The 25,843-nt window shown below is 35.6% G+C and carries 26 protein-coding genes and 2 pseudogenes; 21 read left to right on the top strand and 7 right to left on the bottom strand.

Features of this window, described 5'->3' with window-relative positions; genetic code table 11:
* On the top strand, positions 1-1,818 hold the full coding sequence (locus PGC35_RS03415) for a sensor domain-containing diguanylate cyclase (RefSeq protein ID WP_375218188.1): 1,818 nt from the start codon (positions 1-3) through the stop codon (positions 1,816-1,818).
* Positions 1,819-1,902: 84 nt separating this feature from the next.
* Positions 1,903-2,481, top strand: a complete 579-nt coding sequence (locus PGC35_RS03410) for a nitroreductase family protein (protein ID WP_375218187.1) — start codon at positions 1,903-1,905, stop codon at positions 2,479-2,481.
* Between the two features lie 473 nt (positions 2,482-2,954).
* Here the strand turns inward: PGC35_RS03410 and PGC35_RS03405 are convergent, their stop codons facing one another.
* Positions 2,955-4,370, bottom strand: coding sequence for a dipeptidase (locus tag PGC35_RS03405; RefSeq protein ID WP_375218186.1), 1,416 nt, complete (start codon positions 4,368-4,370; stop codon positions 2,955-2,957).
* 113 nt (positions 4,371-4,483) lie between these two features.
* Here PGC35_RS03405 and PGC35_RS03400 point away from each other — a divergent pair, with 113 nt between their 5' ends.
* From PGC35_RS03400 to PGC35_RS03385, 4 genes are all read left to right on the top strand, one after another.
* Positions 4,484-5,758, top strand: a complete 1,275-nt coding sequence (locus tag PGC35_RS03400) for a hemolysin family protein (protein ID WP_375218185.1) — start codon at positions 4,484-4,486, stop codon at positions 5,756-5,758.
* 121 nt (positions 5,759-5,879) lie between these two features.
* On the top strand, positions 5,880-6,428 hold the full coding sequence (locus PGC35_RS03395) for an RNA polymerase sigma factor (protein WP_275789123.1): 549 nt from the start codon (positions 5,880-5,882) through the stop codon (positions 6,426-6,428).
* A 403-nt stretch (positions 6,429-6,831) separates the two neighbouring features.
* Positions 6,832-7,470 carry a hypothetical protein gene (locus PGC35_RS03390; RefSeq protein WP_056828179.1) on the top strand — a complete coding sequence of 213 codons (639 nt, stop codon included), beginning with the start codon at positions 6,832-6,834 and terminating at the stop codon, positions 7,468-7,470.
* A gap of 83 nt (positions 7,471-7,553) precedes the next feature.
* Positions 7,554-7,679: a hypothetical protein gene (locus PGC35_RS03385; RefSeq protein ID WP_375218184.1), complete on the top strand. Its 126-nt coding sequence runs from the start codon at positions 7,554-7,556 to the stop codon at positions 7,677-7,679.
* Between the two features lie 183 nt (positions 7,680-7,862).
* On the opposite strand, the gene PGC35_RS03380 is transcribed toward PGC35_RS03385, so the two are convergent.
* The 3 genes from PGC35_RS03380 to PGC35_RS03370 form a co-directional block, all read right to left on the bottom strand.
* Positions 7,863-9,431: an ABC-F family ATP-binding cassette domain-containing protein gene (locus PGC35_RS03380; RefSeq protein ID WP_053590612.1), complete on the bottom strand. Its 1,569-nt coding sequence runs from the start codon at positions 9,429-9,431 to the stop codon at positions 7,863-7,865.
* 295 nt (positions 9,432-9,726) lie between these two features.
* Positions 9,727-9,909 (bottom strand): SE1832 family protein, encoded by a 183-nt coding sequence (locus PGC35_RS03375; protein ID WP_053590611.1) that lies wholly within the window; start codon positions 9,907-9,909, stop codon positions 9,727-9,729.
* A 47-nt stretch (positions 9,910-9,956) separates the two neighbouring features.
* On the bottom strand, positions 9,957-10,961 hold the full coding sequence (locus PGC35_RS03370; RefSeq protein WP_375218183.1) for a hypothetical protein: 1,005 nt from the start codon (positions 10,959-10,961) through the stop codon (positions 9,957-9,959).
* Positions 10,962-11,017: 56 nt separating this feature from the next.
* Here PGC35_RS03370 and PGC35_RS03365 point away from each other — a divergent pair, with 56 nt between their 5' ends.
* From PGC35_RS03365 to PGC35_RS03350, 4 genes are all read left to right on the top strand, one after another.
* A complete protein-coding gene (locus tag PGC35_RS03365) occupies positions 11,018-11,839 on the top strand; it encodes an NAD(P)H-binding protein (RefSeq protein ID WP_375218182.1) in 822 nt (273 codons plus the stop codon).
* Between the two features lie 164 nt (positions 11,840-12,003).
* The gene (locus PGC35_RS03360) at positions 12,004-12,567 is read left to right on the top strand and encodes an NADPH-dependent FMN reductase (RefSeq protein WP_053590609.1); all 564 of its coding nucleotides are present in this window, start codon (positions 12,004-12,006) and stop codon (positions 12,565-12,567) included.
* Positions 12,568-12,672: 105 nt separating this feature from the next.
* A complete protein-coding gene (locus PGC35_RS03355) occupies positions 12,673-13,209 on the top strand; it encodes a sigma-70 family RNA polymerase sigma factor (RefSeq protein ID WP_375218181.1) in 537 nt (178 codons plus the stop codon).
* The gene (locus PGC35_RS03350; RefSeq protein ID WP_375218180.1) at positions 13,202-14,506 is read left to right on the top strand and encodes a DUF4179 domain-containing protein; all 1,305 of its coding nucleotides are present in this window, start codon (positions 13,202-13,204) and stop codon (positions 14,504-14,506) included. Before PGC35_RS03355 ends, PGC35_RS03350 begins: the two co-directional genes overlap by 8 nt.
* 166 nt (positions 14,507-14,672) lie before the next feature.
* Here PGC35_RS03350 and PGC35_RS03345 read toward each other — a convergent pair whose 3' ends face one another.
* Positions 14,673-16,862, bottom strand: a complete 2,190-nt coding sequence (locus PGC35_RS03345; RefSeq protein WP_375218179.1) for a DNA topoisomerase III — start codon at positions 16,860-16,862, stop codon at positions 14,673-14,675.
* Between the two features lie 491 nt (positions 16,863-17,353).
* Complete coding sequence (locus PGC35_RS03340) at positions 17,354-17,641, bottom strand: hypothetical protein (RefSeq protein ID WP_375218178.1); 288 nt, start codon at positions 17,639-17,641, stop codon at positions 17,354-17,356.
* A gap of 143 nt (positions 17,642-17,784) precedes the next feature.
* Here PGC35_RS03340 and PGC35_RS03335 point away from each other — a divergent pair, with 143 nt between their 5' ends.
* From PGC35_RS03335 to PGC35_RS03325, 3 genes and pseudogenes are all read left to right on the top strand, one after another.
* A complete protein-coding gene (locus tag PGC35_RS03335) occupies positions 17,785-18,078 on the top strand; it encodes a YhjD family protein (RefSeq protein WP_375218177.1) in 294 nt (97 codons plus the stop codon).
* Between the two features lie 140 nt (positions 18,079-18,218).
* Positions 18,219-18,428 (top strand): annotated as a pseudogene (locus PGC35_RS03330) (YolD-like family protein); the annotation flags it as partial.
* A 4-nt stretch (positions 18,429-18,432) separates the two neighbouring features.
* Entirely contained in the window at positions 18,433-18,603 is a 171-nt protein-coding gene (locus PGC35_RS03325) for a hypothetical protein (RefSeq protein ID WP_375218176.1), read from the top strand.
* Positions 18,604-18,652: 49 nt separating this feature from the next.
* On the opposite strand, the pseudogene PGC35_RS03320 reads toward PGC35_RS03325, so the two are convergent.
* A pseudogene (locus tag PGC35_RS03320) lies at positions 18,653-18,847 on the bottom strand (Ltp family lipoprotein); the annotation flags it as partial.
* A gap of 146 nt (positions 18,848-18,993) precedes the next feature.
* Here PGC35_RS03320 and PGC35_RS03315 point away from each other — a divergent pair.
* The 8 genes from PGC35_RS03315 to PGC35_RS03280 all read left to right on the top strand — a co-directional run bounded on the left by PGC35_RS03315 (position 18,994) and on the right by PGC35_RS03280 (position 25,834).
* The gene (locus tag PGC35_RS03315) at positions 18,994-19,407 is read left to right on the top strand and encodes a BlaI/MecI/CopY family transcriptional regulator (RefSeq protein ID WP_275789166.1); all 414 of its coding nucleotides are present in this window, start codon (positions 18,994-18,996) and stop codon (positions 19,405-19,407) included.
* A gap of 3 nt (positions 19,408-19,410) precedes the next feature.
* A complete protein-coding gene (locus PGC35_RS03310) occupies positions 19,411-20,259 on the top strand; it encodes a M56 family metallopeptidase (RefSeq protein WP_375218175.1) in 849 nt (282 codons plus the stop codon).
* Between the two features lie 54 nt (positions 20,260-20,313).
* On the top strand, positions 20,314-20,958 hold the full coding sequence (locus PGC35_RS03305; protein WP_375218174.1) for a DsbA family protein: 645 nt from the start codon (positions 20,314-20,316) through the stop codon (positions 20,956-20,958).
* Positions 20,948-21,352 (top strand): disulfide oxidoreductase, encoded by a 405-nt coding sequence (locus tag PGC35_RS03300; protein WP_375218173.1) that lies wholly within the window; start codon positions 20,948-20,950, stop codon positions 21,350-21,352. The genes PGC35_RS03305 and PGC35_RS03300 overlap by 11 nt, the downstream gene beginning before the upstream one ends.
* A 207-nt stretch (positions 21,353-21,559) precedes the next feature.
* On the top strand, positions 21,560-22,096 hold the full coding sequence (resA, locus tag PGC35_RS03295; RefSeq protein ID WP_375218172.1) for a thiol-disulfide oxidoreductase ResA: 537 nt from the start codon (positions 21,560-21,562) through the stop codon (positions 22,094-22,096).
* Positions 22,097-22,784: 688 nt separating this feature from the next.
* On the top strand, positions 22,785-23,111 hold the full coding sequence (locus PGC35_RS03290) for a metal-sensing transcriptional repressor (RefSeq protein WP_053590601.1): 327 nt from the start codon (positions 22,785-22,787) through the stop codon (positions 23,109-23,111).
* 14 nt (positions 23,112-23,125) lie between these two features.
* Positions 23,126-23,335, top strand: coding sequence for a copper chaperone CopZ (gene copZ / locus PGC35_RS03285; RefSeq protein ID WP_056828163.1), 210 nt, complete (start codon positions 23,126-23,128; stop codon positions 23,333-23,335).
* An 81-nt stretch (positions 23,336-23,416) separates the two neighbouring features.
* Positions 23,417-25,834: a heavy metal translocating P-type ATPase gene (locus tag PGC35_RS03280; protein WP_375218171.1), complete on the top strand. Its 2,418-nt coding sequence runs from the start codon at positions 23,417-23,419 to the stop codon at positions 25,832-25,834.
* Positions 25,835-25,843: the final 9 nt, after the last annotated feature.

Raw genomic sequence — 25,843 nt, 5'->3', positions numbered from 1 at the left:
ATGAAAAAATGCTTTTTACTACTACTGATTCCTTTTTTATTTATACTATCATCTTGTTCAAATGAGACAGTTCCTCCTGTTACTGCACAAAACGGGAAGTTAAACTTGACGATTGAAGATTTTGCAAGTTCTGGCCCAGTTCAATTAAATGGGGAATGGAAGTTTTTTTGGCAAGAATTGCTTTCTGAAAATGAAATTAAAAAGAGATTAATAGAAAGAGATTATGCCAACCTCTTGGTACCATCCGATTGGGAGAATACATTGGGTACATCTCTGGGTTACGGTACATACTATTTAAAGGTTACTATACCTGAAGAAAAAGTAGGGAACACGCTTGCACTTACAACTACAAATCAAAACACCTCTTACACTTTATTGGTAAACGGGGTAAGAGTAGCATCGAATGGGTTTGTAGGAACTAGTGCCAAAACGAGTGAACCCGAATATTCCAACCAACTAGTTTATTTTACACCAAGAAACAGGGAATTAAATATTGTTTTACATGTCGCTAATTTTGACCATCCAGTAGGAGGAGCCACGAAGCCTATATTTTTAGGGACATCTGAACAAATTTCTAAAACCAATAGTACGACGCTTGCGTATACAATGTTTTCTATTGGTGCCATTTTAGTAATGGGAATATATGAACTTATTATCTTCTTCTTTAGAAGAAAAGAGATTGTCTTTTTTTACTTTGGTTTAATTAGTATCCTAATTTCCATCTATACAATGGTGAAATCACCTTTTTATTTAAATAAAATTTTTCCTTCCATGGAATGGATATGGGTATATCGAATTGAAATTATTTGTATATATCTTTTATTCTTATTCTATTTACTTTTTATAAAAGCGATGTATCCGAAGGAAATGAAAAAAATACCAACTCTAGTTGGAATTATCATAGCATTCTGTTCAATAATTTTTACCTTAATTGAGCAACCATTGGTGTTCAGACCATTATTAGATTTGATCTTTAAAATCATAATACTTTATGTCCTTTATGGTTTATATGTTCTTATTGTAGCGTACAAAAGAAAACGTCCGACTGCTCGTGTCAATTTAATAGCTAATCTTGTTTACTTTGTAACAGTACTCAATGATGTGTTACTTACGCTTAATTGGATTGTTTCTATACCATTATCTACAAGTGGATTCTTTTTATATGTTTTAATTCAGTCATTTAACTTAAGTAAAGACTATGCAAGAAAATTTGAAGAAGCAGAAAGATTATCTAGTGATTTACAAGTTCTGAATTCCTCTTTAGATGAGAAAATAAAAGCGAGAACAGAGGAATTGAAGCAAAAAAACGATGAATTGAAACGATTGACATTAATTGATGGGTTAACAGGAATCTATAATCGTAGATACTTTGATGAATATATGAGTAAATATTTTGAGGAATCATTTAAGAATAATAGTCCGTTATCCATTTTAATGATCGATGTTGATAACTTTAAAGTGTATAACGATAATTATGGGCATGTAGCAGGAGATGAATTATTAATTAAAAGCTCTCAGCTAATAAAAGAGATGTGTCCCGAAGATACGTTTGTTGCAAGATATGGTGGCGAAGAATTTGCTGTTGTTTTAACAAACTCATCTATACAAAATGCTTTAAATTTTGCAGAGGATATCCGCTTATTGATCGAGGAACAGAAATTTAGTCTAGGTAAAGACAATAGTTATGTGACTGTAAGTATTGGGGCCTCATCTACCGAGCAGCATGCTTTTAAAAAGAAGGACGAACTGATTGATCGTGCAGATAAAGCACTTTACCAATCAAAGAAAAATGGGAAAAATCGAGTAACACTGCTTTAAGAAAGACAAGGCTTTTATTGTAATGCCATAATTGGTATGATAATAATAATCATTCATGTTTATTAAAAGGGAGTTTTTCAAAAAATGATGAATCAATCATTAAGTATTCGCGACGCCATTATACAGCGACGTTCTATCAAGTTATATAATGGACAGCCAGTAGAGCGAGAAGTATTATTATCTATTTTAGAAGATGCTCTATGGGCACCAAATCATCAGCTAAGACAACCATGGAGATTTGTTGTTGCTTGCGGAAAAGAACTAGTAGATTTATACGATGTATTAAAAGAATTTGGATTACCAAAGTGGAAAGAGCTTTCAGACGAAGATTTAGAGAAACAAATGAAAAAATATACATTAGCTGGCGGTTATGTATTTGTTATCGTTCCTGAAGATGCACGCCAAAAGGAAAGACTGGAAGACTATGCGGCAGCTAGTATGCTTGTACAAAATGTGCAATTACTAGCTTGGGACCGAGGCATCGGATCGTGCTGGAAAACACCTGGATTTCTAGACAACCCTAAATTCCGCGAAGCACTTGGAATAAAAGATGGTGAACGAATCATTAGCATGCTACAGGTCGGTTACTTTGATGAAATGCCTAAGCCAAGACCACGAAACAGTATAGAAGAGTTCGTTACAGTATTTGAAAAACAAGCATAATATTTAGATGGCTATCTCACTTCGAGATAGCTTTTTTATTTACTCTGAAGTGAAATTCAGTGGAACAGAGAAAATGGCGAAAGGGTAGCCATTTCATTAAAGTGAGCAACCATTCATCGTAATTGATAGCTGTCTTTGTGTGAAATAGGTAAAATTAGTTTGGAATTATTTTACTTATAATGTCGCTAAATGTCTAAACGAGACCAATTCAGAGGGAACCGAGACAAATCGCAGTGTAACCGAGACCAAATTACTCATAAGAGAGACCAATTCCACGATATACGAGACCATTTCTCATAGAATATTAATTAAGAAACAAAAGTAGAGTTGATATCTTTATCATTTGTTATATAGCTTATTAACTCAACAAATTTCTCTGCATCATCTGGTGTTATTTCTCGTATATTCAAATAAACCATTCTTTGTGAAAAAAACACATGGATTTTATAAACCCATGTGTTTTAGAAGAATTATTATTTTTTTAAGTTTTCTTTAGAAAGCTCTGCTAATTCGTAATAGTAGTCGCCGATTACACGTAAGCCTTGGTCGAAGTTTTCTAGATGGAAATGCTCGTTTGGTGCATGGAAATTTTCAGTAGATAGACCAAAGCCCATTAATACTACTGGTAATCCTAGAATTTCATCGAATGCTGCTACTATCGGGATAGATCCTCCACCACGAGTGTATGCTGTAGGTACTTTATATACCTTTTCATAGCTGCGACCAGCTGCTTGAATTGCAGGGTGATCGAATGGGGTGATAAATGGTTTTCCTTTGTCAAACTCAGTTAGTGTTACTGTGACACCAGCTGGTTTATTTTTCTCAATATGAGCTTTTAGTTTAGCAACGATTTCGTCTGGATCTTGGTCTGGTACTAAACGACAAGTGATTTTTGCTCCTGCTTCACTTGGTAAGACTGTTTTAATGCCTTCTCCAGAGAATCCCCCGAATACACCATTGATTTCTAAAGTAGGGCGGACCCACACGCGTTCTAAATGAGAGTATCCTTTTTCACCAAAAAGTTCATCTACACCTACTTCTTTTTTCAGTTCTTCTTCATCAAAACCAAGTGCTTTGTATGCTTCTCTTTCTTCATCTAGAAGAGGGCGGACATTTTCGTAGAATCCTTCCACTTCGATTGTACCTTCTGCATCTCGGAATGAATCTAAAATAGAAACTAGTGCATGAATAGAGTTTTGAACTCCACCACCATAAAGTCCAGAGTGAAGATCACCTTTTGCACCTTTTACATCAATTTGTACGCCACAAAGCCCGCGTAAGCCGTAGCAAACTGCCGGTTGACCAGGACCTTGCATACCAGTATCTGAAATGACAATCACATCAGCAGCAAGTTTTTCTTTATTATTTTCAATGTACTCTTCTAAATTAGGGCTACCGACTTCTTCTTCGCCTTCTATCAAAAATTTTACATTAACAGGTAGTGATCCTTCTGTTTGAAGAAGTGCTTCCACTGCCTTTACATGCATAAATACTTGTCCTTTGTCATCACTAGCGCCACGAGCGTACAATTTATTGTCTCTCACTTGTGGTTCAAATGGTTTTGATTCCCAAAGGTTTAAGGGATCAACAGGCTGCACATCATAATGACCATAAACAAGGATAGTTGGTTTGCCCTCAGCGTGTAACCAATCTGCATAAACAACAGGATGACCACTTGTTTTATCAATAACGACATTTTCTAATCCTGCGTTAGTAAAGGAATCTGCTAACCACTGTGCACCTTTTTGCATATCCTCTTTGTGCTCTGATAAAGAAGAAATGCTTGGTATGCGCAAGAATTGCTTTAGTTCTTCTAAATGTGCTTCTCTTTTTTCTGTAAAGTAACTATCTAAAACTGAAAATTGGCTCACTAAAACCCCTCTTTTCATAAAATTTCGTGAATAGAAATAGTATAGCATAAGATTTGTGACAACTAAAATCACAGTATGCTATAGTTATAAAGAAATACTGTTCGAGTTAATCATTTTAGGAGGAAACACACTTGTACATAGAATTTGTACTATTAGGTTTTGCACTGCTTGTTTCATTTTTTTTATCAGGAAGTGAAACAGCTTTAACGACAGTTAATAGGACGAAGGTTCGGTTACGAGCTGAACAAGGGGAGAGGGCAGCAGAGAAACTACTTGTTCTTTTATCGAAACCGGACCGAATGATCATAACAATTTTAGTTGGAAACACGATTGCAAATATAGCGGCAACTGTTTTGTTAATCCTGATAGCAGAGAATTACCAATGGAATATTGCTTGGTCAGTTGTCACTTTAACGGTTTTGATAATACTGTTTGCTGAAGTTTTACCAAAAACAATTGCTGGTACTTTTTCAGAATCAATTGTTTACATAATTGCTCCTTTTATACGCCTTCTAGTTCAACTGCTAAGACCAATAACGTTTTTAATAGCGGGACTAATCAATATGATTATTCGTATTGGTTCTAATGGGGCTGTAAGGGAAACAACCATTTCAAAAGAAGAATTATTAAATATGGTAGATATAGCTTCTACAAATGGGACATTCGAAGAAGAAGAATCAGAGCGTTTAAAAGGTATACTCGATTTTCCGAATAAAGATGTATCGGACGTTTTATCAACCCACCGAACGGAAGTGGTTGCAATTCCTTTACAAGCCACATATGAAGAAGTACGAGATACGATATTAGAACACTTTTATACACGATATCCTGTATACGATGAGGATATGGATACAATAGTGGGAATGTTTTATTCGAAAAAGCTGATTGAATGGTCGATGGTTCCATCTACAAGTTTAGAGGAAATAATTGATAAAGAGCCATTATTTGTAGTGCAGACATTGAGTGTCGAAAGAGTCTTTAAACTGATGTTGACGCACAAAAAGCATATGGCGATTGTATTGGATGAATATGGTGGAACACTTGGAATTGTGACACATGAAGACTTATTAGAAGAAATGATTGGGCAGGAAATTGAAGACGAAACCGATCATGATGAAGAAATATTAGTGCACGAAATGACAGAGAATCAATTAATCTGCGCAGGACGTTTGGAAATCGAAGAAGTGAATCAAATGTTTAATATTAACATCATAAATGAAAATGATACAATCGGTGGTTTTATCCTAGATCAGCTAGGGCATGTTCCGGAAGAAAATGAACAGTTTACATATGAAAATCTTCTTTTCGAGGTAAACGAAATGGATCGGAGCCGTATTGCTAAATTAACGATTATTAAAAAAGAAATTATAACTGAAGCGATAGAAGCAGAAACGCAAGAGAGTTAATTACTCCTTGCGTTTTTTATTCTTACACGTTTGTAATAGAGTTGAAAGAGAATCCGATGGAGTGAAAGGTTGATATTTGGCATTATAAAGGTATCAACAAAAGCTGAGCGGAGGAATAACCATGCAAGTCAAATTAGAAAATGTTTATGAAGAATATAACCGTTACATATACTACTTATGTTTAAAATTAACTAAAAATCAAATAGATGCGGAAGATCTAATGCAAGAAGTTTGGATGAAGGTCGTACGTTACGAATCTTATATGAAAGAGGTTGACCATTTAAAAGCGTGGTTAACAACTATTTGTATGAATACGTTCCGTGATCGTTATCGTAAACAAGTGCGACGTAGCAAATATGTTGCAAACCAACCCGAGCAATTGGATGTTTCTATTCTAGATTTAATCGCTTCCGATGTTTTATCGGTAGAAGAGCAACTGGAGAAAGAGGACGTAGGTGAAATCATTCGTTCTAAAGTTGCCGAATTAGATGGTATCTATCAAAAAACTGTCTTATACTTTTATGTTCACCAGTATTCATTGATTGAAATTGCTGAAGTGATGAAGGTTTCTATTGGTACGGTAAAATCAAGACTATTTAGAGCGAAACAACGCTTGAAAGAATTAATTATGAATGATGATATAGCAAAAGAATCATTAGTTTTAGCATAATAAAGAGGAGAGTCTCCAGTGATGGGGGCTTTTTTTGCTTTACTTAATATATTGGACGCTCTCAGTACGAATTGGTTCCCATTGTCCATTTATTTTATTACAAATAGCGTTCAATTCTTAGGACCGAGGAATGGACAGGCTCACAAAACAATGCTCCGACAACTCAGCTTCACCAGAAGTATAGAAGGGTGGGTAAAGATCCTTTTGCAAATAGCGAGGGACCAATTGAAGTGTCGGACGATGATTTTCCGCTCTAGTTTTAAAAGTGAATAAAAAAAGTGTAATGTGGAGAAGGGTATTTAGGAACATTAATAATCTATTAAATAGATAGAGGTAAAATAAAAAAAAGATATAATATCAAAGATACTATAATCGAAAAAAATCTTTGTAGGAGTGTTTTACGATGTATTCATCAAACGCAACAGAAAAACTCAAAATGATAATAGTGAAGTCTTGGGAAATATTTATAAGTCAATTTACTAACGGTAGGTTAATTGTCTCTAAAGAAGCGCCTTTTCAGCATAATTTTGGCAACATATTGCGGCAAGTTGGAGATTTACATTGTTTCTCTCGTACAGAGCAATTTTATGTAGATTTAGAAGTAAGAGAAATAAATATTAATGGAAGAAATAAGTATATTGATATTACATGTAACCTACTTGAAAATGGGGTAATTATCTCAAAATCAGCAATTGAACTGAAATTTAAAAAGAAGTCACAAGGTGCAGACGATGAGGCTAGGATTGATGCATACTCTGACATACAATCACTTGAAGGGTGTTTAAACGCGGGTTATGATCTAGCTTATTTTTTTATGATAACTGATAACGGTTCTTACACAAAAGAATCAAAAAAATTAGACAGTACAGCATATAGCTTTTCAATGTGTAACAATTATATAACTAAATCCAATTTTGAATTAATACCCAAGTTAAAAAGTCGAGCAAGTGTAAAAATAAATTTTAATAATCAACATAAATTTGTTTGGAAACAAGTAAATGAATATTATTTTTTAATGTTACCTATAGAAGTCAAATATTAGAAAAGATAGGTGTGATATTTTTATTGGAGTTAATAACCAACTATGTTGATCTGTGTTGAAAGATAGAAATAATAGGAACTCAATTGTTTCAGTTAGATATTTATTTAGATTATTGGTTTGGTAGAGGTAAAATGCCTATCAATGGTACTGGTGCAGATGATTTTGGGGTAATAGCTTGGGTTGGAAATATCCAGGTATATCATGATTAGAAACACAAGAGAAAATATATAAGCTCGAGAGATTGCAGTACCAAATTGCTCGAATGAAGTATATGAAGAATACATTTGCTCATATTCGTGTAGTATATGTACAAATTTATTAAAGAACAAAAATTACAGAGCCAATGTAATAAAAAGCCCTGAGCTAACTAAACTCAGGGCAATCGAACATACTTATTCTTCTATTACTTCTTTTCCAGTGGAGAACCATTCTTCTACGTTCCATACTTTTGTTACTAAGCCTTCGTAGAATTCAGGTTCATGACTTACAAGTACGATAGTTCCTTTAAATTCTTTCATTGCACGTTTTAATTCTTCTTTTGCATGGATATCTAAATGGTTTGTTGGTTCGTCAAAAATTAACCAGTTACTTTCTTCCATCATCAGTTTACATAAACGTACTTTTGCTTGCTCGCCACCACTTAAACTAGAAAGTGGACGGGAAATATGTTCACTTTTTAAACCAGTTCGAGCTAAAGCCGCACGTACCTGGCTTTGTTCCATGCTTGGGTAAACTTCCCAAATGGCTTCGATTGGTGTAATATTACCCGCTTTTACTTCTTGTTCAAAGTAAGAAGGAAATAAGAAATCCCCACGAGTTACTTTTCCACCCAGTGAAGGAATTTTGCCTAACATCGTTTTAAGTAAAGTTGATTTACCAATACCATTCATTCCAACAAGTGCAATTTTTTCTCCGCGTTCAATAGTGAACGTTAAAGGAGGGAGTAAAGGCTTATCATAACCGATTTCTAAATGTTCCGCTTCTACCACGTAACGACCAGAGCTACGAGACTCTTTGAAACTAAATTCAGGCTTTGCTGCTGTTTCTGGACGGTCTATACGCTCTATGCGATCAAGTTGTTTCTGGCGAGATTTTGCGCGTCCCGTTGTAGAATAGCGCGCTTTATTTTTTGCAATAAACTCTTCTTGTTTTTTTATGAAGTCTTGTTGCTTTTCATAAGCATCAATATGCTGTCTTTTGTTTAACTCCGCAAGCTCTAAGAACTTTTCATAGGATGCTGTATAACGAGTCAACTTTGAAAACTCTAAGTGGAAGATGACATCAACAATACCATTCATAAATTCTGTATCATGCGAGATCAATAAAAACGCATATGGATAGTTTTTCAGATAGTTAGATAACCAAGAAACGTGTTCTTCGTCTAAATAGTTGGTAGGCTCATCTAATAGCAATACTTTTGGCTTCTCTAATAAAAGCTTAGCTAGAAGCACCTTTGTACGCTGCCCACCAGATAGTGCTTCAACTGGACGGTCTAATCCGATAGCATCTAACCCAAGACCACGAGCGACCTCTTCCACTTTCATGTCTAATGAATAAAAATCACCAGCATCTAAAGCATCTTGGATTTCCGCCATTTGTTCTAGTAATTCTTCCAATTCCTCTGGAGTGGCATCCGCCATTTTTGCGATGATTTCATTTAACTCTTCCTCTTTTTTATAAAGAGGCAAAAAGGCATCTCGAAGTGTGTCGAACATGGAGCGTCCTTGTTGTAAACGGGTATGCTGATCCAAATAACCGTAATGAGTGCCAGGCAACCATTCTACACGGCCCTCATCATAAATGATTTCGCCTGTCAGTATATTCATCAAAGTGGATTTACCAACCCCGTTTGCACCAACTAGTCCAACATGTTCTCCTTCCACTAAACGAAAAGAAACCTCTTTGAAAAGCGTGCGATCTCCGAATGTATGTCCCAAATTTTCTACGTTTAATAAGCTCATTTATTGTTTCCTCCATAAAGAAAGCTCGCTAGACTGTTGTCAAACGCTCTCATTCTTCGTTACTCCTGCGCAAAGCTCGTCGCAGAAAGAACATTTGCTGGCACACCATTGTAAGCTCATAAAAACTATATCGAGCTTCCTTCTCGAGCCGGCGTGCAGTCCCATAGGATTGGGTCATGCAACCGTTGCGACAAGGATGACGCGAACTTAAGTTGCCTCGACTGACAAGCGTTTTCAAGTCAGTCTGGGAACCTAGCTTCGAAATTTATCTGCCAGAATCTGAATAATTAACGTTTTACAATTCCGCGAGCTGTTTGTTTAGTTCTGCAAGGTCTTCTTCCATTTTGGCTAGTCTACGTTCGGCGTTTTCTATTTGAGTGGGATGGCCGTTTGATTCCAGTTTTTCCATGTCTCCTTGTAAACGGATGTAATCCATTTTTAACTCAGCTATCTGCGCTTGTAGTTGTTGTTTTGTCATGAAAAATCACCTTCAGCTTTTTGCCTAATTGTAGCATAAAAAGTTGTTTAACGCGCTATTTCTTCTTGTTCTATTTTTTTCGTTATAGTTTCATTGATAAGATTTACAACATCTTCTAAATTAGAACTAAATTGAATATGTTGCTGCTTCTGTATATATGCTTTTCTTCTATTGTCATGCAAAATGATTTCCATCACAGCATTTTGAAGGTAGGATTGCTTGATTTTGCGTCCTAATCCCAAATTGGCAAAGCCATTTACTTCTTGTGGGAATGCATAATTCATCTCTTCCTCATGTGCACACAAAATAATGCAAGGAATTTTAAGTTGTGCTACAAGGAAGGGGGTGTAAGCACCAGAAGTAATGACGATATCACTAGTATATATATAAGATTCTGGTTCTTTGGTGGAAATAACTTTGATGGATTTTCGAGTAAGCGCAAACCGCTTCAGCTCTGTTATGTCATGCTTATAATTTTCATCAACAATTACACTAATTTGTAAAGGGATGTGCAGCTGGACAAGATGCCTTAACGTGCGATACGTCAAATTCTCCGGATCTTCATGAGGGAAGGCTACCACAATATGTGGCGGATCTTGTAACATGTTATTATTTTTATAGACAATTTTATGTGCTGGAATATATCCAGTAGGTCCATATACATAATTTTCTTTGGAAATGTCCTTTGGATTCTCATATAATGCCTGAAAAACAATGTCAGCTAATGCTCCACCATCCCCATGATCATCGAAATGGATAAGTGGACAGTTAAATGTTTTTAAATGGCGAATCAAATCTTTTTCAGAGTTCCCACTATCATGAATAATACAATTAGGACTAAAAAGTTTCATTTCTTCTAATAGGTTAGCATTATTTCTAAATAAAACAGCTTTAATATTTAGCGTTTCTAAATATGCAATTAGGCTTGTATTCGAACTAGGTACAAAAAATTTACAATCTGTAGTATTTAAAGCAGGGAGCAGTGTTTTTGCTCGATCAGCAGGATATAATCCGCGGTGAGGAAGTGTATTTAAAAGATAAGCTAGTTTCAATTTTCATCATCCTTTCCTTACTATACTTTTTATTGTATGGAAAGGGACAGGTGTGTATGACTGCAAGAATAACGAAAGGCTCAGATCTCTACTTATTACTGGATGGGTGGCATAGTGAAATGGAAAAAAGAACAGCTATCGTTGTTGGTGCAACGGGATTTACTGGAAGCTTTTTAGTAAAACAGTTATGTGAAAGTGAAGAATATGTTGCAGTTTCAATTATTGCTAGAAGAGACATTACATATAAGCATCCAAAACTGGATGTAACAATTAAGGATTTTGATATGTTGGAAGAAAAGGATTTAGAAATTGCAGATGATCTATTCTGTTGTTTAGGAACAACGATGAAAAAAGCGAAAACGAAGGAGAACTTTGAAAAAGTGGATTTTATGTATCCTCTTCAAATTGCTTCGTTGGCAAAAAAAAGGGGGATACAGCATGTGCTTGTCATTTCTGCAGCGGGTTCTAGCAAAAAATCTCCGTTTTTTTATAGCCGTATAAAAGGGAAAATGGAGCAAGAACTTATGGACTTAAATCTTCCGCAGCTGTCCATTTTCCGTCCGACCTTACTTACAGGGGATCGAGGAGAATTTCGATTTGGGGAAAGGCTTGCGGAAGGAGTATTCCAACTACTCAATCCACTATTGATTGGCCCCTTTAAGCGCTTTCGTTCTATTGAAGGTAAACAATTAGCTTTTGCAATATACCATTATGCAGTCCATGGAAATAAAAATAAAGTGAATATATATAAAGCTTTACCTATTTTAGAAGCAAAACCAATTATAGAAGAGGATGAGCAGCCGATTCCGCGAGAAGAATTGTTTAATTGGGAAAATCGAAAAGATATATTTGTAGAAAAGGAAAAAATAGAAGATTAAAGCAAATTACAGCTCATTGGGTTCATGCATATACTGTATTAATTAGAAAGTCGAGGAAAGAGGGGTTCAGTCAAAAGGATGAACTTTGTCAAAATGAAAGTTTATTTCGAAATTAGACCTCCTTTTTTGATACAATGAGAAGCGGATAAAGGAGGTTCTGTAAAATGAAAATTCTACTTGTAGACGGAACAATTATTGGTACGAAAACAGGAGTTATTTTAGAACAAGTGAAAGACTATATAGAAAATCTCAACAAGAATTATACGTTAGAAATTGTAAGTCTAGCGAATTATGAACATCAATTTGTGGATGGTAGACCATTTGAAAACTATAACGATGACATGAAGCTGCTTGTTAGTAAGTTTGAACAAGCTGACGGATATATTATTGCAACACCTATTTTTCAAGGATCTATCCCTGGAGTATTGAAAAATACATTTGACTTTTTACATCCAAAAACAATGCGCTACAAACCAGTATCTATTGTAGCGAATGGCGGGACATACCAACATCACCTAGTAATCGAAAATCAGCTTAAACCAATTTTGGACTACTTCCGATGCCTTGTCACCCCAAATTATGTGTACACACACTCTAGCCATTTTGACAAAAATAACGTCATTGTTGAAGAAGACGTACATGAACGTCTCCGAGAACTCGCTCGTGTATTTGTACAATACGTAGAAATGAGTAAAACACTTTGTAAAGAACCAATCGATACGCATTGATGAATTAGATAGAAGGATGTCTCCAAAGCTTTTGGGGCATCCGTTTTTTTTATTTTAAAACAAATGAACTTTTTTGGTGTTCAAATGTCTAATGTATAAGAGGGGATGAAATGGGGTGTTGGCGTGGAGGATTTAGACATAGCGAGTAAAGCTATTCAAGGGGAAGAACAAGCATTTATACAGTTAATACAGATGCATAAAAAGGTACTATATCATACAGCATTTGCCTTTCTAAAAAATGAACATGACGCAGTGGAAGCATTGCAAGAAGTTACATTTAGAGCCTATCAAAAAATACATACAGTAAAAGAGCCGCAATATATGAAAACATGGCTTATTCGAATCATGATGAACTATTGCCAGGATCATTTAAAAAAGAACAAACGATATATTTCCAATGAATTTCTACAAGAAATGGGCTACTACACAGACAATACTAATCTAGAAATGGAGGAAGCCATTGCCTCCTTGTCTAGTGCAGAGCAGCAGTTAATATTCCTTAAATACTTCCAAGATACAAAAATTAAAGAAATAGCTGAGATAAAAAAAATTCCAGAAGGAACCGTAAAATCGAGACTTCATAAAGCGCTAAAGTCATTGAGAAATTTCCTGACAGAGAAAGGGGATATAGATCATGTATGAAAAAGAAGAAGAAATGCTCATACAATCAAAACAGCGATTGGAGCAAATTGAGATTCCTGAACAGCGGGTAAACGATGCCATACAAGAAGGCATCGAAAAGGCAAAAAACAAAAAAAGAAATCGTCGAAAAACAATCTCAATGCTTTCTGTAGTAGCAATTCTAATGCTTACATTAGTGACATCTATCCGAGTATCTCCTGCATTTGCTAACGCAGTTTCATCTATTCCTGGAATGGAGAGATTTGTTCATTTAATTCAGTTTGATAAAGGGTTAGAAGCAATTATGGAAAAAGACTATTACGAGCCAATCGGCGTTAGCCAAATAAAAGACAATATGACGTTTACGATTGATGGAGTGATTATAGATGAAACGGGAGCAGAGATTTTCTATACGTTAGAAGCCCCTCATTCTATTGAAAATATTAACTATAATAAAATTGATTTGTTAAATGACGATAGAAGTCTAATTGGTTCTATTGGACACGATTCACCAAATCAGGAGCATGCAAACCGGAAGGAAGATAAATTCAGCTTTGTTTTTACAGAGACAGAGAAATTTACTTCTAATGAGTTTGAGATTACGTTTCAAGTAGAAATGGATAGTAAAAATACAACCTTCCAAGTTCCGTTCACTGTTAAAAATGAATGGAAGAATGGAAAAGTATATTCATTAAATGAAGAAGTAGAGATGGATGGTCAGAAAATACTCGTGAAAGAAATAAAGGTTTATCCTCTACGTGTAGCAGTTTCTATAGAGTTTGACGAACAAAATGATATGGAAATCTTACAGTTTGAGGATATGCGAATCGAAGATGAAAACGGTGAAGTTTGGAGTTCCATTCAAAATGGAACAAGTGGTTTTGGGGGAGTAGGAAACAAAGAAAGAACCTACTTTATACAAAGCAATTATTTTAAAGAGCCAAAAGAGCTTTATTTTAAATTCGATAAAGTGCAGGCGCTCCCTAAGGACGATAGTTATTTATTAATCGACTTTGGAAAGAAGAAAGTTTTGAAACAGCCATCCGAAGGTAAAATTGAAGTTACGGGGATTCATAGTAATTCATTTGAGGTAAAATATGCTCCTATACGGGAAAACCATATGTATTCTCTTTTTACAGATGGTGAGAACGCACTCGGAGAAGTAGTCGATATACCAACGCAAGGTACCTCGGGCGATGGAGAATATCATTTTTCAGAAATAACTTTAGAAGCAAAGGATGTCAAAAATCCAGTAAGATTGGATTTTACTGCATATCCTAATTACTTAGATGGTTCTGTATCAATTAAGATAAAGTAATAAAATTGGCATTAAATGCATGAACGAGACTAATTTCAATAAAACCGAGACTAATTCATGCAATATCGCAACCAATTTTTAAATAACGAGACCAAAATAAGAACAACCGAGACCAATTACAAACCTAAAGAAAAGAGAGTGACTTAAAAGTCACTCTCTTTTTAAACTACAACTTCAAATTCTTTAAAGCTTCTGCTAACGCATTGTTTACAGGCTCTTCTTCTTTGTTTTGCTTTTTCAGATACTTTTGTACATCTCGTTTATCTGCTTTTCCTCCGGAGGTTTTTTTACGACGTTCGTTGAAAGCAGAGAGCTTTTCGCGATAGCCACATTTACATGTGAAAATTTGCCCTTCGCCTTCACCGCGAAGTTCAAGCTTTTTCTTACATTGTGGGCAGCGAGCATTTGTCACTCTTGCTACATTTTGACGGTGACCACATTCACGATCCTGACATACGAGCATTTTACCTTTTTTACCATTCACTTCAAGCATAGGTTTACCGCAATCAGGACATGTCTTCGAGGAGATATTGTCATGCTTAAATTTCTTCTCACTCTTTTTGATGTCACTGACAATTGTTTTTGTATAGTTTTTCATTTCACTGATGAAGACATTTTTGTTTAATTTTCCTTTTGCGATTGCTTCTAACTTTTGCTCCCACTCCGCAGTAAGGGCTGGGGTTTTCAAGTCCTCTGGAACTAAATCAAGCAATTGTTTCCCTTTTGATGTGATATATATATCTTTTCCTTTTTTCTCCATAAGGAAAGAATTAAACAGCTTCTCAATAATATCTGCTCTTGTCGCAACAGTTCCAAGACCACCCGTCTTATCGAGTGTTCTTGCCAATTCTTTATCTTGGGTACCCATATATTTTGCTGGATTCTCCATAGCTGTAAGTAAAGTTCCTTCATTAAATCTAGCTGGAGGTCTTGTTTGACCAGAAGTTTCTGTCACAAATTTAATGGATAATTTATCGCCTTTTTCCATGCGAGGAAGTATTTGTTCCTTCATATCATCTGCATTGTCATCTTCTTCAAAACGATTTTCATATACTTCTTTCCAGCCTGATGAGAGAATTGTTTTCCCTTTTGCTACAAATGCTTCATCTCCAATAGCAGCTTTCACTGTGATTTGTTCATATTCGAAAGGAGGAAACAAAACTGCTAAAAAGCGTTTTACAACTAAATCATAAATTTTTCGTTCTTTGTCCGTAAAGTTTGCTTGATTTACAATTTCTTCTGTTGGGATGATTGCATGATGATCGGATACTTTACTATCATCTACAAAAGCCTTATTTGCTTTAATTGGTTTTTGTAAAACTTTGTTTGCTAGTTGTCTGTATTGTCCAATGCCACATGACTTTAAGCGTTCTGGTAAAGTTTCTACAATATCGCTTGAAAGGTATCTGGAATCCGTTCGTGGGTATGTTAGCACCTTATGTTGCTCATACAATTTTTGCATAATACCAAGCGTTTCTTTAGCAGAATAGCCAAATATTTTATTGGCATCGCGTTGTAATTCGGTTAAATCATAGAGTTGCGGTGCAAAGCTTTTTTTGTGTTTTTTATCCACTTCCACAACTGTACCTTGCTTCTTATTTATTTTTGCTATTATTTGTTCTACTTTTTCTTTCGTAAATGTTCGCGTATCGTTTGTTTTACTATCGACCCAAGTGAGTTTTAGTTGTTGATCTGTATGAGCCTCAATTCCATAATAGGTTTTGGGTTTGAAGTTTTTTATTTCTTCTTCTCTTTGCGCTATTATTGCAACGGTTGGGGTTTGTACGCGTCCACATGATAACTGTGCATTAAATTTACTCGTAAGTGCTCTTGTTGCATTTAATCCAATGTACCAATCTGCTTCTGAGCGGGCAACTGCAGCGTGATAAAGGTTTTCATAAGCCTTACCTGGTTTTAAATTTTGAAAGCCTTCTTTAATTGCTTTGTCTGTTACGGATGAAATCCAAAGACGTTTAATGGGCTTATTTACTTTAGCTTTGTCGATTATCCACCTTGCTACTAATTCACCTTCACGACCGGCATCTGTTGCGATAATGATATCACTCACATCTGTACGGACTAATTGACTTTTCACGGCATTGTATTGCTTGCCCGTTTGCTTAATCACGACAAGCTTTAAGTCGTTAGGGAGCATAGGTAAATCTTCCAAGTTCCATGTTTTATATTTACTGTCGTATGCTTCAGGATCAGCAAGTGTTACGAGATGTCCTAATGCCCAAGTCACAATGTATTTGTCGCCTTCTAGGAAGCCGTTTCCTTTTTTATGGCAATTCAATACTCGTGCTATGTCACGAGCAACTGAAGGTTTTTCTGCGATTACTACACTTTTCTTCATTTTAATACATCCTTTCGGGGGTAACCATTGAATTTAAATATAGCACAGAACGAGTTATTTTGTAGAAAGGGATAACGTTCTTATGATTTATTTAGCTATAATTTCAAGGGTATTTCCTGATGGATCTTTTACAAGTATGTAACTATCTTTTTCTTCAAAGGGAAAATCCAACCGTCTCAGTTGTGCCATCCACAGTTTACTGGCACCAAGAAATGAGACGGCTTTTGCAAACAAGAAAATTATATTTGATAAGTGTGAAGTAGTTATAAAATTTAACTAGCCAAGGTGCTTAAAAACTTAAACATTTGCCAATCCTTTACATTATAAGGAGTGGGTTAAATATGGAGAACAGGTTTTTCGTGGGGCTCTTTAATGGCTTAATTTTTAGCATAATATTATGGATTTCAATTTTCGGTTGGATTCGAATAATATTAAATGCAGTTAAATAACAACATTAAACGCAGCATAAACTAAACAGGGGCTGACCCTGTTTATATAAATTGGGAAACTCTCCATTGGTCCCATCGGTCTTTTTCACGTCCGGGTTTTTTACAAAGCTGATTAAAAACAGTGTTTGTAGTTTCATTTAATATTTCGAGTATAAAATTCGAAATTGTTATTCTGCATTCATTTAAACTACTACAGTTGGACAAATGAAGAATTTCAAAATTAGTTTGTTGGTAGCTTACTATATAGGTACCGTCTTCCTGAGGTCCATTGGTAATGAAGTACGATTCATATTTGTTAGGTGTTTTGTGGCTTAAAGCAAATTTTGTCATTAAACATCCTCCTTCATTATGAGCTAACATGTATCAGCATATTTTAAAAGACTTTCAAGTATTCATAAAACCTATACGGAACATATTGCGTCGAAATGAGTATTAAATAAGAGGATTCCCTACCTCTTTTGTATGACCTTCCTATGTTGAATAAGGGATTAGAACATTACCTTAAATTGATAATGAAGCTACCATTTAAACTGTATCGTCCATATATCGCTTTGGTTGAAGATGCCTTAAAAAATGTTAGATCTGAATTAAAGAAAACGGAAATTTATTTGAAACGACATAACATGAAACTGATACGAGAGAATATGAACAAAGAACAATCAGATTATGTTTTCATCCACATGGGATGGGAAGAACGAAACTCATATTTGAATACACAACTCCGTGATCGTTCGGAGGAATTGCTAATTACATATTTTATCAATTAGAAAATAGGGTGATCCAAATAGAATTTTTCGATAAGATGATGGATAATCACCAATTAGATTTATCCAATGTGAAGGATAGAGGAAGTAAAAAGTGGATACCATAATGATGCTAGAACATTTGAAGATGATTAAGAAGTTATAATGAAGAACAAAAGAAAGTACCTCGTCCACAATTAGATGAATGGGATTTACACGCAATAGAAGAAACAATAAACATAGCGATTAAAAGAAATTCTGAGGTAACTATAAAGATGTGGAAGGAAGGGGAAATTATTCTTCGTGGAGGGATAATTCAGAGTGTAGGTCTAAAGTATAGAACACTCATCTCGAATAGTATTCAGCAGGGGTGAGATGATGGATAAAAAGTATACTGTCTTGGTAGAGTATATAGAAGGTTACGCTAGAGAATTTAAGACAAATAAAAAACCTAAGAGAGTAAATCCAGGAGTTTTAAAGGTAGATGATTATTACACATTGATTAATGTAGAGAGATATTTAGTAAATGGAAATGTAGTATTAGAATAAAGAAAAACCACCAACCAGTGATATGGAAGGTGGTTTGTTTTTGTTTTTATTATAAATTATCTATTGCGTATTGTGCTTCTTCCGGAGTGAATTTTTCCCCGTATTCCGAAATCAATTGATCATAAATAGCTGAATCTGACATATTCATAGTTTCTGCATATGATTGTGCCGTTTTTAATGCGTTTTCTTTCCAATCGAACACAATGTTATCGATAGCATATTGAGCGGCTTCTGGAGTTCCCCCAAACAATCGATTATATTCGATGGTAAACGAAAATCAAGATTATAATGTAATTCATAAAATTGTTGATCTTACAATGTTTTTGAGTATAAAACACTTTCATTCGAAAGATATTTGCACTACAATGAGTAATGTGAGGTGATAAAATCGTGTTGATTCGAAAGTTTAACAAAAATGAAAGTGGGTTGAACCGCTTTTTCGGACCGCTTGAGGCAAAAATAATGGATATCTTATGGAACGATGTTGAAATGACAATAAAAGATGTTCAACAAGTTCTGGACCGTGAAAAGGGGACCAATTTTAACACGGTTATGACTGTTATGAATCGACTGGTCGAAAAGGGGATTCTTCAAAAGAGGACTGAAGGAAGATCTTCATTATATAAACCAGTTCTATCGAGAGATCAGTTTTTACATACGCAGTCAAAGGAAATGACGAACGAATTAATGGATGAATTTGGAACTGTTGTCGTTAGTCATATGCTAGATGCACTAGAAGACGTTGATGACGATTTAGTCGCTAAACTCGAGAAAAAAATTAAAGAATTAAAAAAGGATAAGTAATTTATGTCAAAACGTCAATCATCAATTATGTTCATCGTATCACTTGTCATTTCCGGAATAATCTTTCTTCAAATGGCTCTATATATTATCTCGATGTTAGCAGGATGGAACGTTAAGTTTAATATAGTTGCAGTTTGTCATAGTACCTTAAAAGCAATTGGATTATCCTCACTTGAATATGTCCTTGATGCACTTGTTGTTTATACCGTTCTCCTTGTCCTTTGGAAAATGGGGTCACAAATAATACATGCATCCAGAATGAAAAGAAGGTTTCAGCAATACAGAGAGAAAAAGCTGACAACCAAAATGAATAAGATGTATGGTAGTAGAGAAGAGGATATTTTAGTCATCTCTTACCCAAGTCCAATCGCAATAACTATGGGGTTTATACGACCTAAAATTGTCGTTTCAACAGGTTTGATTAATCTATTAAACGAGGAAGAACTAAAAGCTGTAATAGCTCACGAAAATTTTCATCAAGAAAATCGTGATCCATTTAAGATTTTTTTACTCTCACTATGTTCCTCGACAATTCGCTATATTCCAATTCTTAAGTGGTTTAATCAAAAATATAGAATCATTCAGGAAGTATTGGCAGATGAATTCGCAATCGAGAAACAAGAGACATCTGTGTACTTAGGGAGTGCATTGTTAAAAATATTGAAAGTTGGAAAGCAAGAAAAAATGCCTTTTACCTATGCATCCTTTGCGGATACATCTGTAAATTATCGAATTCAATATATTTTAAATCCCTTAAAGGATGTTGAGTGGAAGGTACCTGTGAGGGAAGCGTTCCTGTCGTTAGCTATTTTTATCTTAATCTGTATATTTTTTATTTACGCTTTAGCGTAAATTTTTTACCATATTACACTACACAATGTAGTTTGAATCAGGAGTGTTTTTTAAATGTCTAAGAAAATATTTTGGGTGATCGGTATAGTTGCGGTATGTCTTATAGCGATTGTTGTGTTAACGGATGCTAAAGAAAAGGCAGTCGATATTAATTACGAAGGACAGCCGTTTATAGGGGAAGAATCTGCCCCAGTTGAAATAGTTGAATTCGGTGATTACAAATGTCCACATTGCGGGGAATTCAATAACAGTCTCTTTCCTATAATAAATCAAGAATTAGTTGAAACAGGAAAAGCGAAATTTTACTTTATGAATTATTCATTTATTGCAGCTGATTCAACGACATCTGCACAATTTGCTGAAACGGTTTACAAAGAGCTTGGAAATGAAAAGTTTTGGGAATTCCATCACCTATTATTTGCAAATCAAACAACAGAAACTGGGCAAACGAATTTAATGACAGAAGACTTCTTAAAGGCAGTATTAGCAGAAGTTGCAAATCCTGAGGAAACAGAAAAAGTAATGCTTGCATTTAAAGAAGGCAAAGGCAAAGAAGCATGGGATAAAGATATGAGTACAGCAGACAGCCTAGGTGTCACAGCAACTCCAACAATCTTTGTCGGCGGAAAAGAATTTACTGGAGGAACAATGGACGATTTAGCGAAGATGGTGGATGAGGCGGCTTCTGATGGTAAATAAGCCTCTACTGTTTGCATGGGTTGTCTCCATTATAGCGATGGTTGGAAGTTTGTTCTTCAGCGAACATATGGGCTTTATACCATGTACACTTTGTTGGTATCAAAGAATTTTGATGTATCCTCTTGTTATTTTTTTAGGTATTGCTTTTTATAGAAATGACAGAACAATATATACGTATATTTTACCTTTGTCTGTTATAGGGATGTTGGTTTCTAGTTATCATTATGCACTTCAAAAGATACCTTCCATGCATGAATTTAGTTCGTGTACGAGCGGAGTTCCATGCTCAGGTCAATACATTAACTGGTTCGGGTTTGTGACGATTCCTTTTTTGGCACTCATAGCTTTTACTTTTATTACAATTATGATGCTAATGCTTTGGAAACGTAAATAACTATTTTATTTGGAAATAAAATCTTGGTGAATCTCAGAAAATCCAGGGAGTATCTCAGAAAATCTCAAGGAATCTCAGAAAACCACGGGAGTATCTCAGAAAATCCCGAGGGAATCTCAGAAAATCTCGGGTGAATCTCAGAAAATCTCGAGTGTATCTCAGAAAATCCCGGAGCATCTCAGAAAACCAGAAAGGATAGTGATAACTATGGATAAAAAGAAAAAAAGGTTTTACATGCGTCTAGTTATATTAGGATTATTGATTGGAGCTATCTGCTTAACCATTTATTCAAATTTAACTAAAGAAAAAAATGCTATATTGCAGGTAGGGGATTATGCTCCTGACTTTGCGCTTGTTGATATGAATGGAGAAGAGCATCAATTATCGGAATATAAAGGACAAGGTGTCTTTCTAAATTTTTGGGGAACTTGGTGTAAACCATGTGAAAGAGAATTCCCTCTCATGGACAAACAATATCAAGAATACAAAGACCAAGGCCTTCAAATATTAGCAGTAAACATTGGTGAATCAGATTTTCAGGTTCAAAAGTTCGTAGATCGTAAAGGCTTAACTTTCCCTGTATTAATTGATGATAATAAAAGTGTAATGGAAACTTATAATATCAATCCTTTACCTACAACCTTTCTAGTAAACCCAGAGGGGAAAATAGAAAAAATAATTACAGGCGAAATGAGTGAAGAAACCATTAAGCGTTATATGGAGCAAATCATGCCCAGCATATAATTAATTAATCATAGTTATAAATAATGGCGTTCATTTTAGTTAAAGCTTTAACTATATGAACGCCATTTTTGTAGTTAATACATCTATTAAGACAAAAAGCACTGTTTAATTTGTAGACACGTAAAGATGGGTAAGAATACAGTATTAATCGATAGCCAAGCGCACATCAGTGTTTCCGATTTCTGTGTACCAATAATATCTTGAAAAAAAACATTACCGACTATAGGCATTCGCGCTGGCCGCACGTCCGCATGAGCCGCTGTATGCGCAAGCGCATTTCGCTGTCTCATACGGCACGTCATGCGGCTCGCAAGGCGCGAATGCCAGTGAATTCTCTTAATAACGAATTAAGTATGACTCTATTTAAATGTATTGTTAATCAATAATCCTGAAAATAGGGTGTAGGTTTGCTTCTAAATTATTTCAAAATCATCTTGATGTCTTCAGGATGTGCGCCTTACAGGCCGCAAGAGCGCGAAGAATGAGACCACGTAAAGGATGTGGGAGCGACGAAGGAGCGACTCATCCTGCGGAGGCTCATGCGTAGCGTACGGCAAGCGCACACCCGTGTTCAATTCTCTGAGTTGCTGATACACATTTTATGAAGATTTTTCAAAAAATAAATCTTTTTTGTTGCATACCCCTTATAGGTATCATATAATAAGTGCAAGGATAGGAGGTTGCTTAGTTGGACAATGTATTAGAAGAAAGTACAAATGCATCTGACATTTCTTGTAGAAAAAGTCATCACCCTGAACATGTAAAAAAAGACTTAACGAATCGTTTGAATCGTATTGAAGGGCAGATAAGAGGAATTAAAGGTATGGTCGAAAAGGATGTCTATTGCGACGATATCATTACTCAACTTTCTGCAACTCAGTCGGCTCTAAACAGTGTTGCGAAGGTACTTTTACAGGGTCATTTAAAGGGCTGTGTGGTTGATAGGCTAGCTGAGGGTGACGACGAAGTTCTAGATGAATTGTTAGTAACAATACAAAAACTAATGAAAAAATAAAGGAGGAAATTTAAATGGTAAATCAAGTTACATTACAAGTACAAGGAATGTCATGTGGTCATTGCGTTAACTCAGTAGAAGGTAGTGTTGGGAAGTTAGATGGCGTTGAACAAGTAAAGGTTCATTTAGAATCAGGAAAAGTAGATGTATCATTTAACGATGAAAAAGTAACTGTAGAAAAAATTAAAGAAACAATCGACGATCAAGGATACGATGTTCAATAAATTATGAGTGCTTCTTGGAGCACTCTCTTTCTTACATTAAAATATACCCCCTAACCGTATATAAAGAAGAGGTGAAAAAGGATGAGAAGTGGGTTAAAAGAAACAAGTCTTCAAATTACAGGGATGACATGTGCTGCCTGTGCAACAAGAATTGAAAAAGGCTTAAAGAAAATGGATGGAGTGGAAGAGGCAAATGTAAACTTGGCACTTGAAAAGTCAGTGATTAAATTTAATCCTGAAAAACTCAATGACAAAGATTTCGAAAAGAAAATTCAAGATCTTGGGTATGGTGTTGCCAAAGAGAAAAAGGAGTTTGCTATTACAGGAATGACGTGTGCTGCCTGTGCAACGAGAATTGAAAAGGGACTGAGTAAGCTGGAAGGTGTATCTAGTGCTAATGTCAATTTAGCTCTCGAAAATGCAACGGTTGAATATAATCCATCTCAAGTTTCCGTTATGGATATTATTTCTCGTGTCGAAAAGCTTGGCTATGAGGCACACAATAAAGAGAATGAAAAGGAAGCAATAGATTATAGAGAGCAGGCAATACAGAAACAAAAAAGAAAATTTATCCTTTCTGCTATTTTATCTTTACCCTTGTTGTGGACTATGGTTGGACATTTTTCATTTACGTCGTTCATTTATATGCCCGACATTCTAATGAATCCGTGGGTTCAAATGGCGCTAGCTACACCTGTTCAATTCATCATTGGTAAACAGTTTTATGTCAGCGCGTATAAAGCATTGCGAAATAAAAGTGCGAATATGGATGTACTTGTCGTAATGGGAACATCCGCTGCCTATTTTTATAGTGTGTATCAAGCGATTATTATGGCAGGTGAGCATCATAGTGCTCAGCTTTACTTTGAAACAAGTGCTGTATTAATTACCTTGATTTTATTAGGAAAATTGTTTGAAGCTAGAGCTAAAGGACGATCTTCTGAGGCTATTAAAAAGCTGATGGGATTACAGGCAAAAACAGCATTAGTCATTAGAAATGAAACGGAAGTAGAAATACCACTAGAAGAAGTGATCACAGGGGAAATTATTTTAGTAAAGCCTGGTGAAAAGATTCCAGTCGATGGTGAGGTAATAGAAGGAAACACAGCTGTTGACGAGTCAATGCTTACAGGAGAAAGCATTCCTGTAGATAAAACAATTGGGGATACATTGTTTGGTTCTACTATAAATAAAAATGGTTTTCTTAAAATGAAAGCAACCAAAATTGGCAGAGACACTGCTCTTGCTCAAATTATTAAAGTGGTAGAGGACGCGCAGGGCTCTAAAGCTCCTATTCAGAGACTTGCTGATAAAATTTCAGGTGTGTTTGTGCCTATAGTAATCGGTATTGCGATTATTACCTTTTTAGTGTGGATTATATGGGTTGTTCCAGGTGAATTTACACCTGCATTAGAAGCGCTAATTGCAGTTCTAGTCATTGCATGTCCTTGTGCTTTAGGACTTGCGACGCCAACTTCGATTATGGCTGGTTCTGGTCGTGCTGCAGAGTTTGGAATCCTATTTAAAGGTGGAGAACATTTAGAAACTACTCATCATATTGATACGGTCATTGTTGATAAAACGGGAACAGTAACTAATGGAAAGCCTGAGTTAACCGATGTAATCGTAGCTGATGGAGTAAATGAAGAAGAATTTTTAGCTTTAATTGGTGCAGCGGAGAAACAGTCGGAACATCCTCTTGCTGAAGCGATTGTTCAAGGGATTCAAGCGCGTAATATACAGCTTGAAAGCGTTCAACACTTTGAGGCTATCCCTGGTTATGGCGTTAAAACAACTATAAATGGAAAAGAGATTATTGTAGGAACCAGAAAGCTAATGAATCAATATAATGTGGACATTTCCGGTATTCAAATTGTTATGGAGGAATTAGAAGCTAACGGAAAAACAGCGATGTTAGCAAGTATAGAAGGGACATATGCAGGACTTATTGCAGTCGCTGATACGATTAAAGACTCTTCTAAAAAAGCCATTAAACGGTTAAAAGAAATGAATATTGACGTTATTATGATGACAGGTGATAACGAAAGAACAGCTACTGCAATTGGTAGAGAGGTTGGAATTGACCATGTTATTGCAGAAGTACTTCCTGAGGGAAAAGCGGATGAAGTAAAAAAACTGCAGGAGAGTGGCAAGAAAGTTGCTATGGTTGGTGACGGTATTAATGATGCGCCAGCGTTGGCAGTAGCGGATATCGGTATGGCTATTGGAACAGGGACAGATGTGGCGATGGAAGCGGCAGATATTACATTGATACGTGGAGACTTAAACAGTATAGCGGATGCGATCATTATGAGTCATAAAACAATGAAGAATATTAAACAAAATTTATTTTGGGCATTCGCTTATAATACTTTAGGTATTCCAATTGCGGCAGTAGGGTTATTGGCACCTTGGGTAGCCGGTGCAGCCATGGCTTTCAGTTCTGTATCGGTTGTTCTCAATGCTCTACGATTACAACGAGTCAAGCTAGAGAAATAAATTTAACGA

This window comes from Psychrobacillus sp. PGGUH221 (genome assembly GCF_042055255.1).
In the GTDB taxonomy this organism is placed as follows: Bacteria; Bacillota; Bacilli; order Bacillales_A; family Planococcaceae; genus Psychrobacillus.
Note: the sequence above shows the minus strand (reverse complement) of the source record. Positions and strands in the feature narration are given on the sequence as shown.

What these genes read in the sequence shown, in the direction of transcription:
- PGC35_RS03335 (WP_375218177.1), top strand. Translation starts at nt 17,785, where the DNA reads ATGTTGAATAAGGGATTAGAACATTACCTTAAATTGATAATGAAGCTA.
- PGC35_RS03345 (WP_375218179.1), bottom strand. Translation starts at nt 16,862, where the DNA reads ATGAAGAAAAGTGTAGTAATCGCAGAAAAACCTTCAGTTGCTCGTGAC.
- PGC35_RS03365 (WP_375218182.1), top strand. Translation starts at nt 11,018, where the DNA reads ATGACTGCAAGAATAACGAAAGGCTCAGATCTCTACTTATTACTGGAT.
- PGC35_RS03360 (WP_053590609.1), top strand. Translation starts at nt 12,004, where the DNA reads ATGAAAATTCTACTTGTAGACGGAACAATTATTGGTACGAAAACAGGA.
- PGC35_RS03340 (WP_375218178.1), bottom strand. Translation starts at nt 17,641, where the DNA reads ATGACAAAATTTGCTTTAAGCCACAAAACACCTAACAAATATGAATCG.
- PGC35_RS03405 (WP_375218186.1), bottom strand. Translation starts at nt 4,370, where the DNA reads ATGAAAAGAGGGGTTTTAGTGAGCCAATTTTCAGTTTTAGATAGTTAC.
- PGC35_RS03375 (WP_053590611.1), bottom strand. Translation starts at nt 9,909, where the DNA reads ATGACAAAACAACAACTACAAGCGCAGATAGCTGAGTTAAAAATGGAT.
- PGC35_RS03415 (WP_375218188.1), top strand. Translation starts at nt 1, where the DNA reads ATGAAAAAATGCTTTTTACTACTACTGATTCCTTTTTTATTTATACTA.
- PGC35_RS03410 (WP_375218187.1), top strand. Translation starts at nt 1,903, where the DNA reads ATGATGAATCAATCATTAAGTATTCGCGACGCCATTATACAGCGACGT.
- PGC35_RS03300 (WP_375218173.1), top strand. Translation starts at nt 20,948, where the DNA reads ATGGTAAATAAGCCTCTACTGTTTGCATGGGTTGTCTCCATTATAGCG.
- PGC35_RS03350 (WP_375218180.1), top strand. Translation starts at nt 13,202, where the DNA reads ATGTATGAAAAAGAAGAAGAAATGCTCATACAATCAAAACAGCGATTG.
- PGC35_RS03305 (WP_375218174.1), top strand. Translation starts at nt 20,314, where the DNA reads ATGTCTAAGAAAATATTTTGGGTGATCGGTATAGTTGCGGTATGTCTT.
- PGC35_RS03325 (WP_375218176.1), top strand. Translation starts at nt 18,433, where the DNA reads ATGGATAAAAAGTATACTGTCTTGGTAGAGTATATAGAAGGTTACGCT.
- PGC35_RS03355 (WP_375218181.1), top strand. Translation starts at nt 12,673, where the DNA reads ATGAAATGGGGTGTTGGCGTGGAGGATTTAGACATAGCGAGTAAAGCT.
- PGC35_RS03380 (WP_053590612.1), bottom strand. Translation starts at nt 9,431, where the DNA reads ATGAGCTTATTAAACGTAGAAAATTTGGGACATACATTCGGAGATCGC.
- PGC35_RS03390 (WP_056828179.1), top strand. Translation starts at nt 6,832, where the DNA reads ATGTATTCATCAAACGCAACAGAAAAACTCAAAATGATAATAGTGAAG.
- PGC35_RS03280 (WP_375218171.1), top strand. Translation starts at nt 23,417, where the DNA reads ATGAGAAGTGGGTTAAAAGAAACAAGTCTTCAAATTACAGGGATGACA.
- copZ (WP_056828163.1), top strand. Translation starts at nt 23,126, where the DNA reads ATGGTAAATCAAGTTACATTACAAGTACAAGGAATGTCATGTGGTCAT.
- PGC35_RS03310 (WP_375218175.1), top strand. Translation starts at nt 19,411, where the DNA reads ATGTCAAAACGTCAATCATCAATTATGTTCATCGTATCACTTGTCATT.
- PGC35_RS03395 (WP_275789123.1), top strand. Translation starts at nt 5,880, where the DNA reads ATGCAAGTCAAATTAGAAAATGTTTATGAAGAATATAACCGTTACATA.
- resA (WP_375218172.1), top strand. Translation starts at nt 21,560, where the DNA reads ATGGATAAAAAGAAAAAAAGGTTTTACATGCGTCTAGTTATATTAGGA.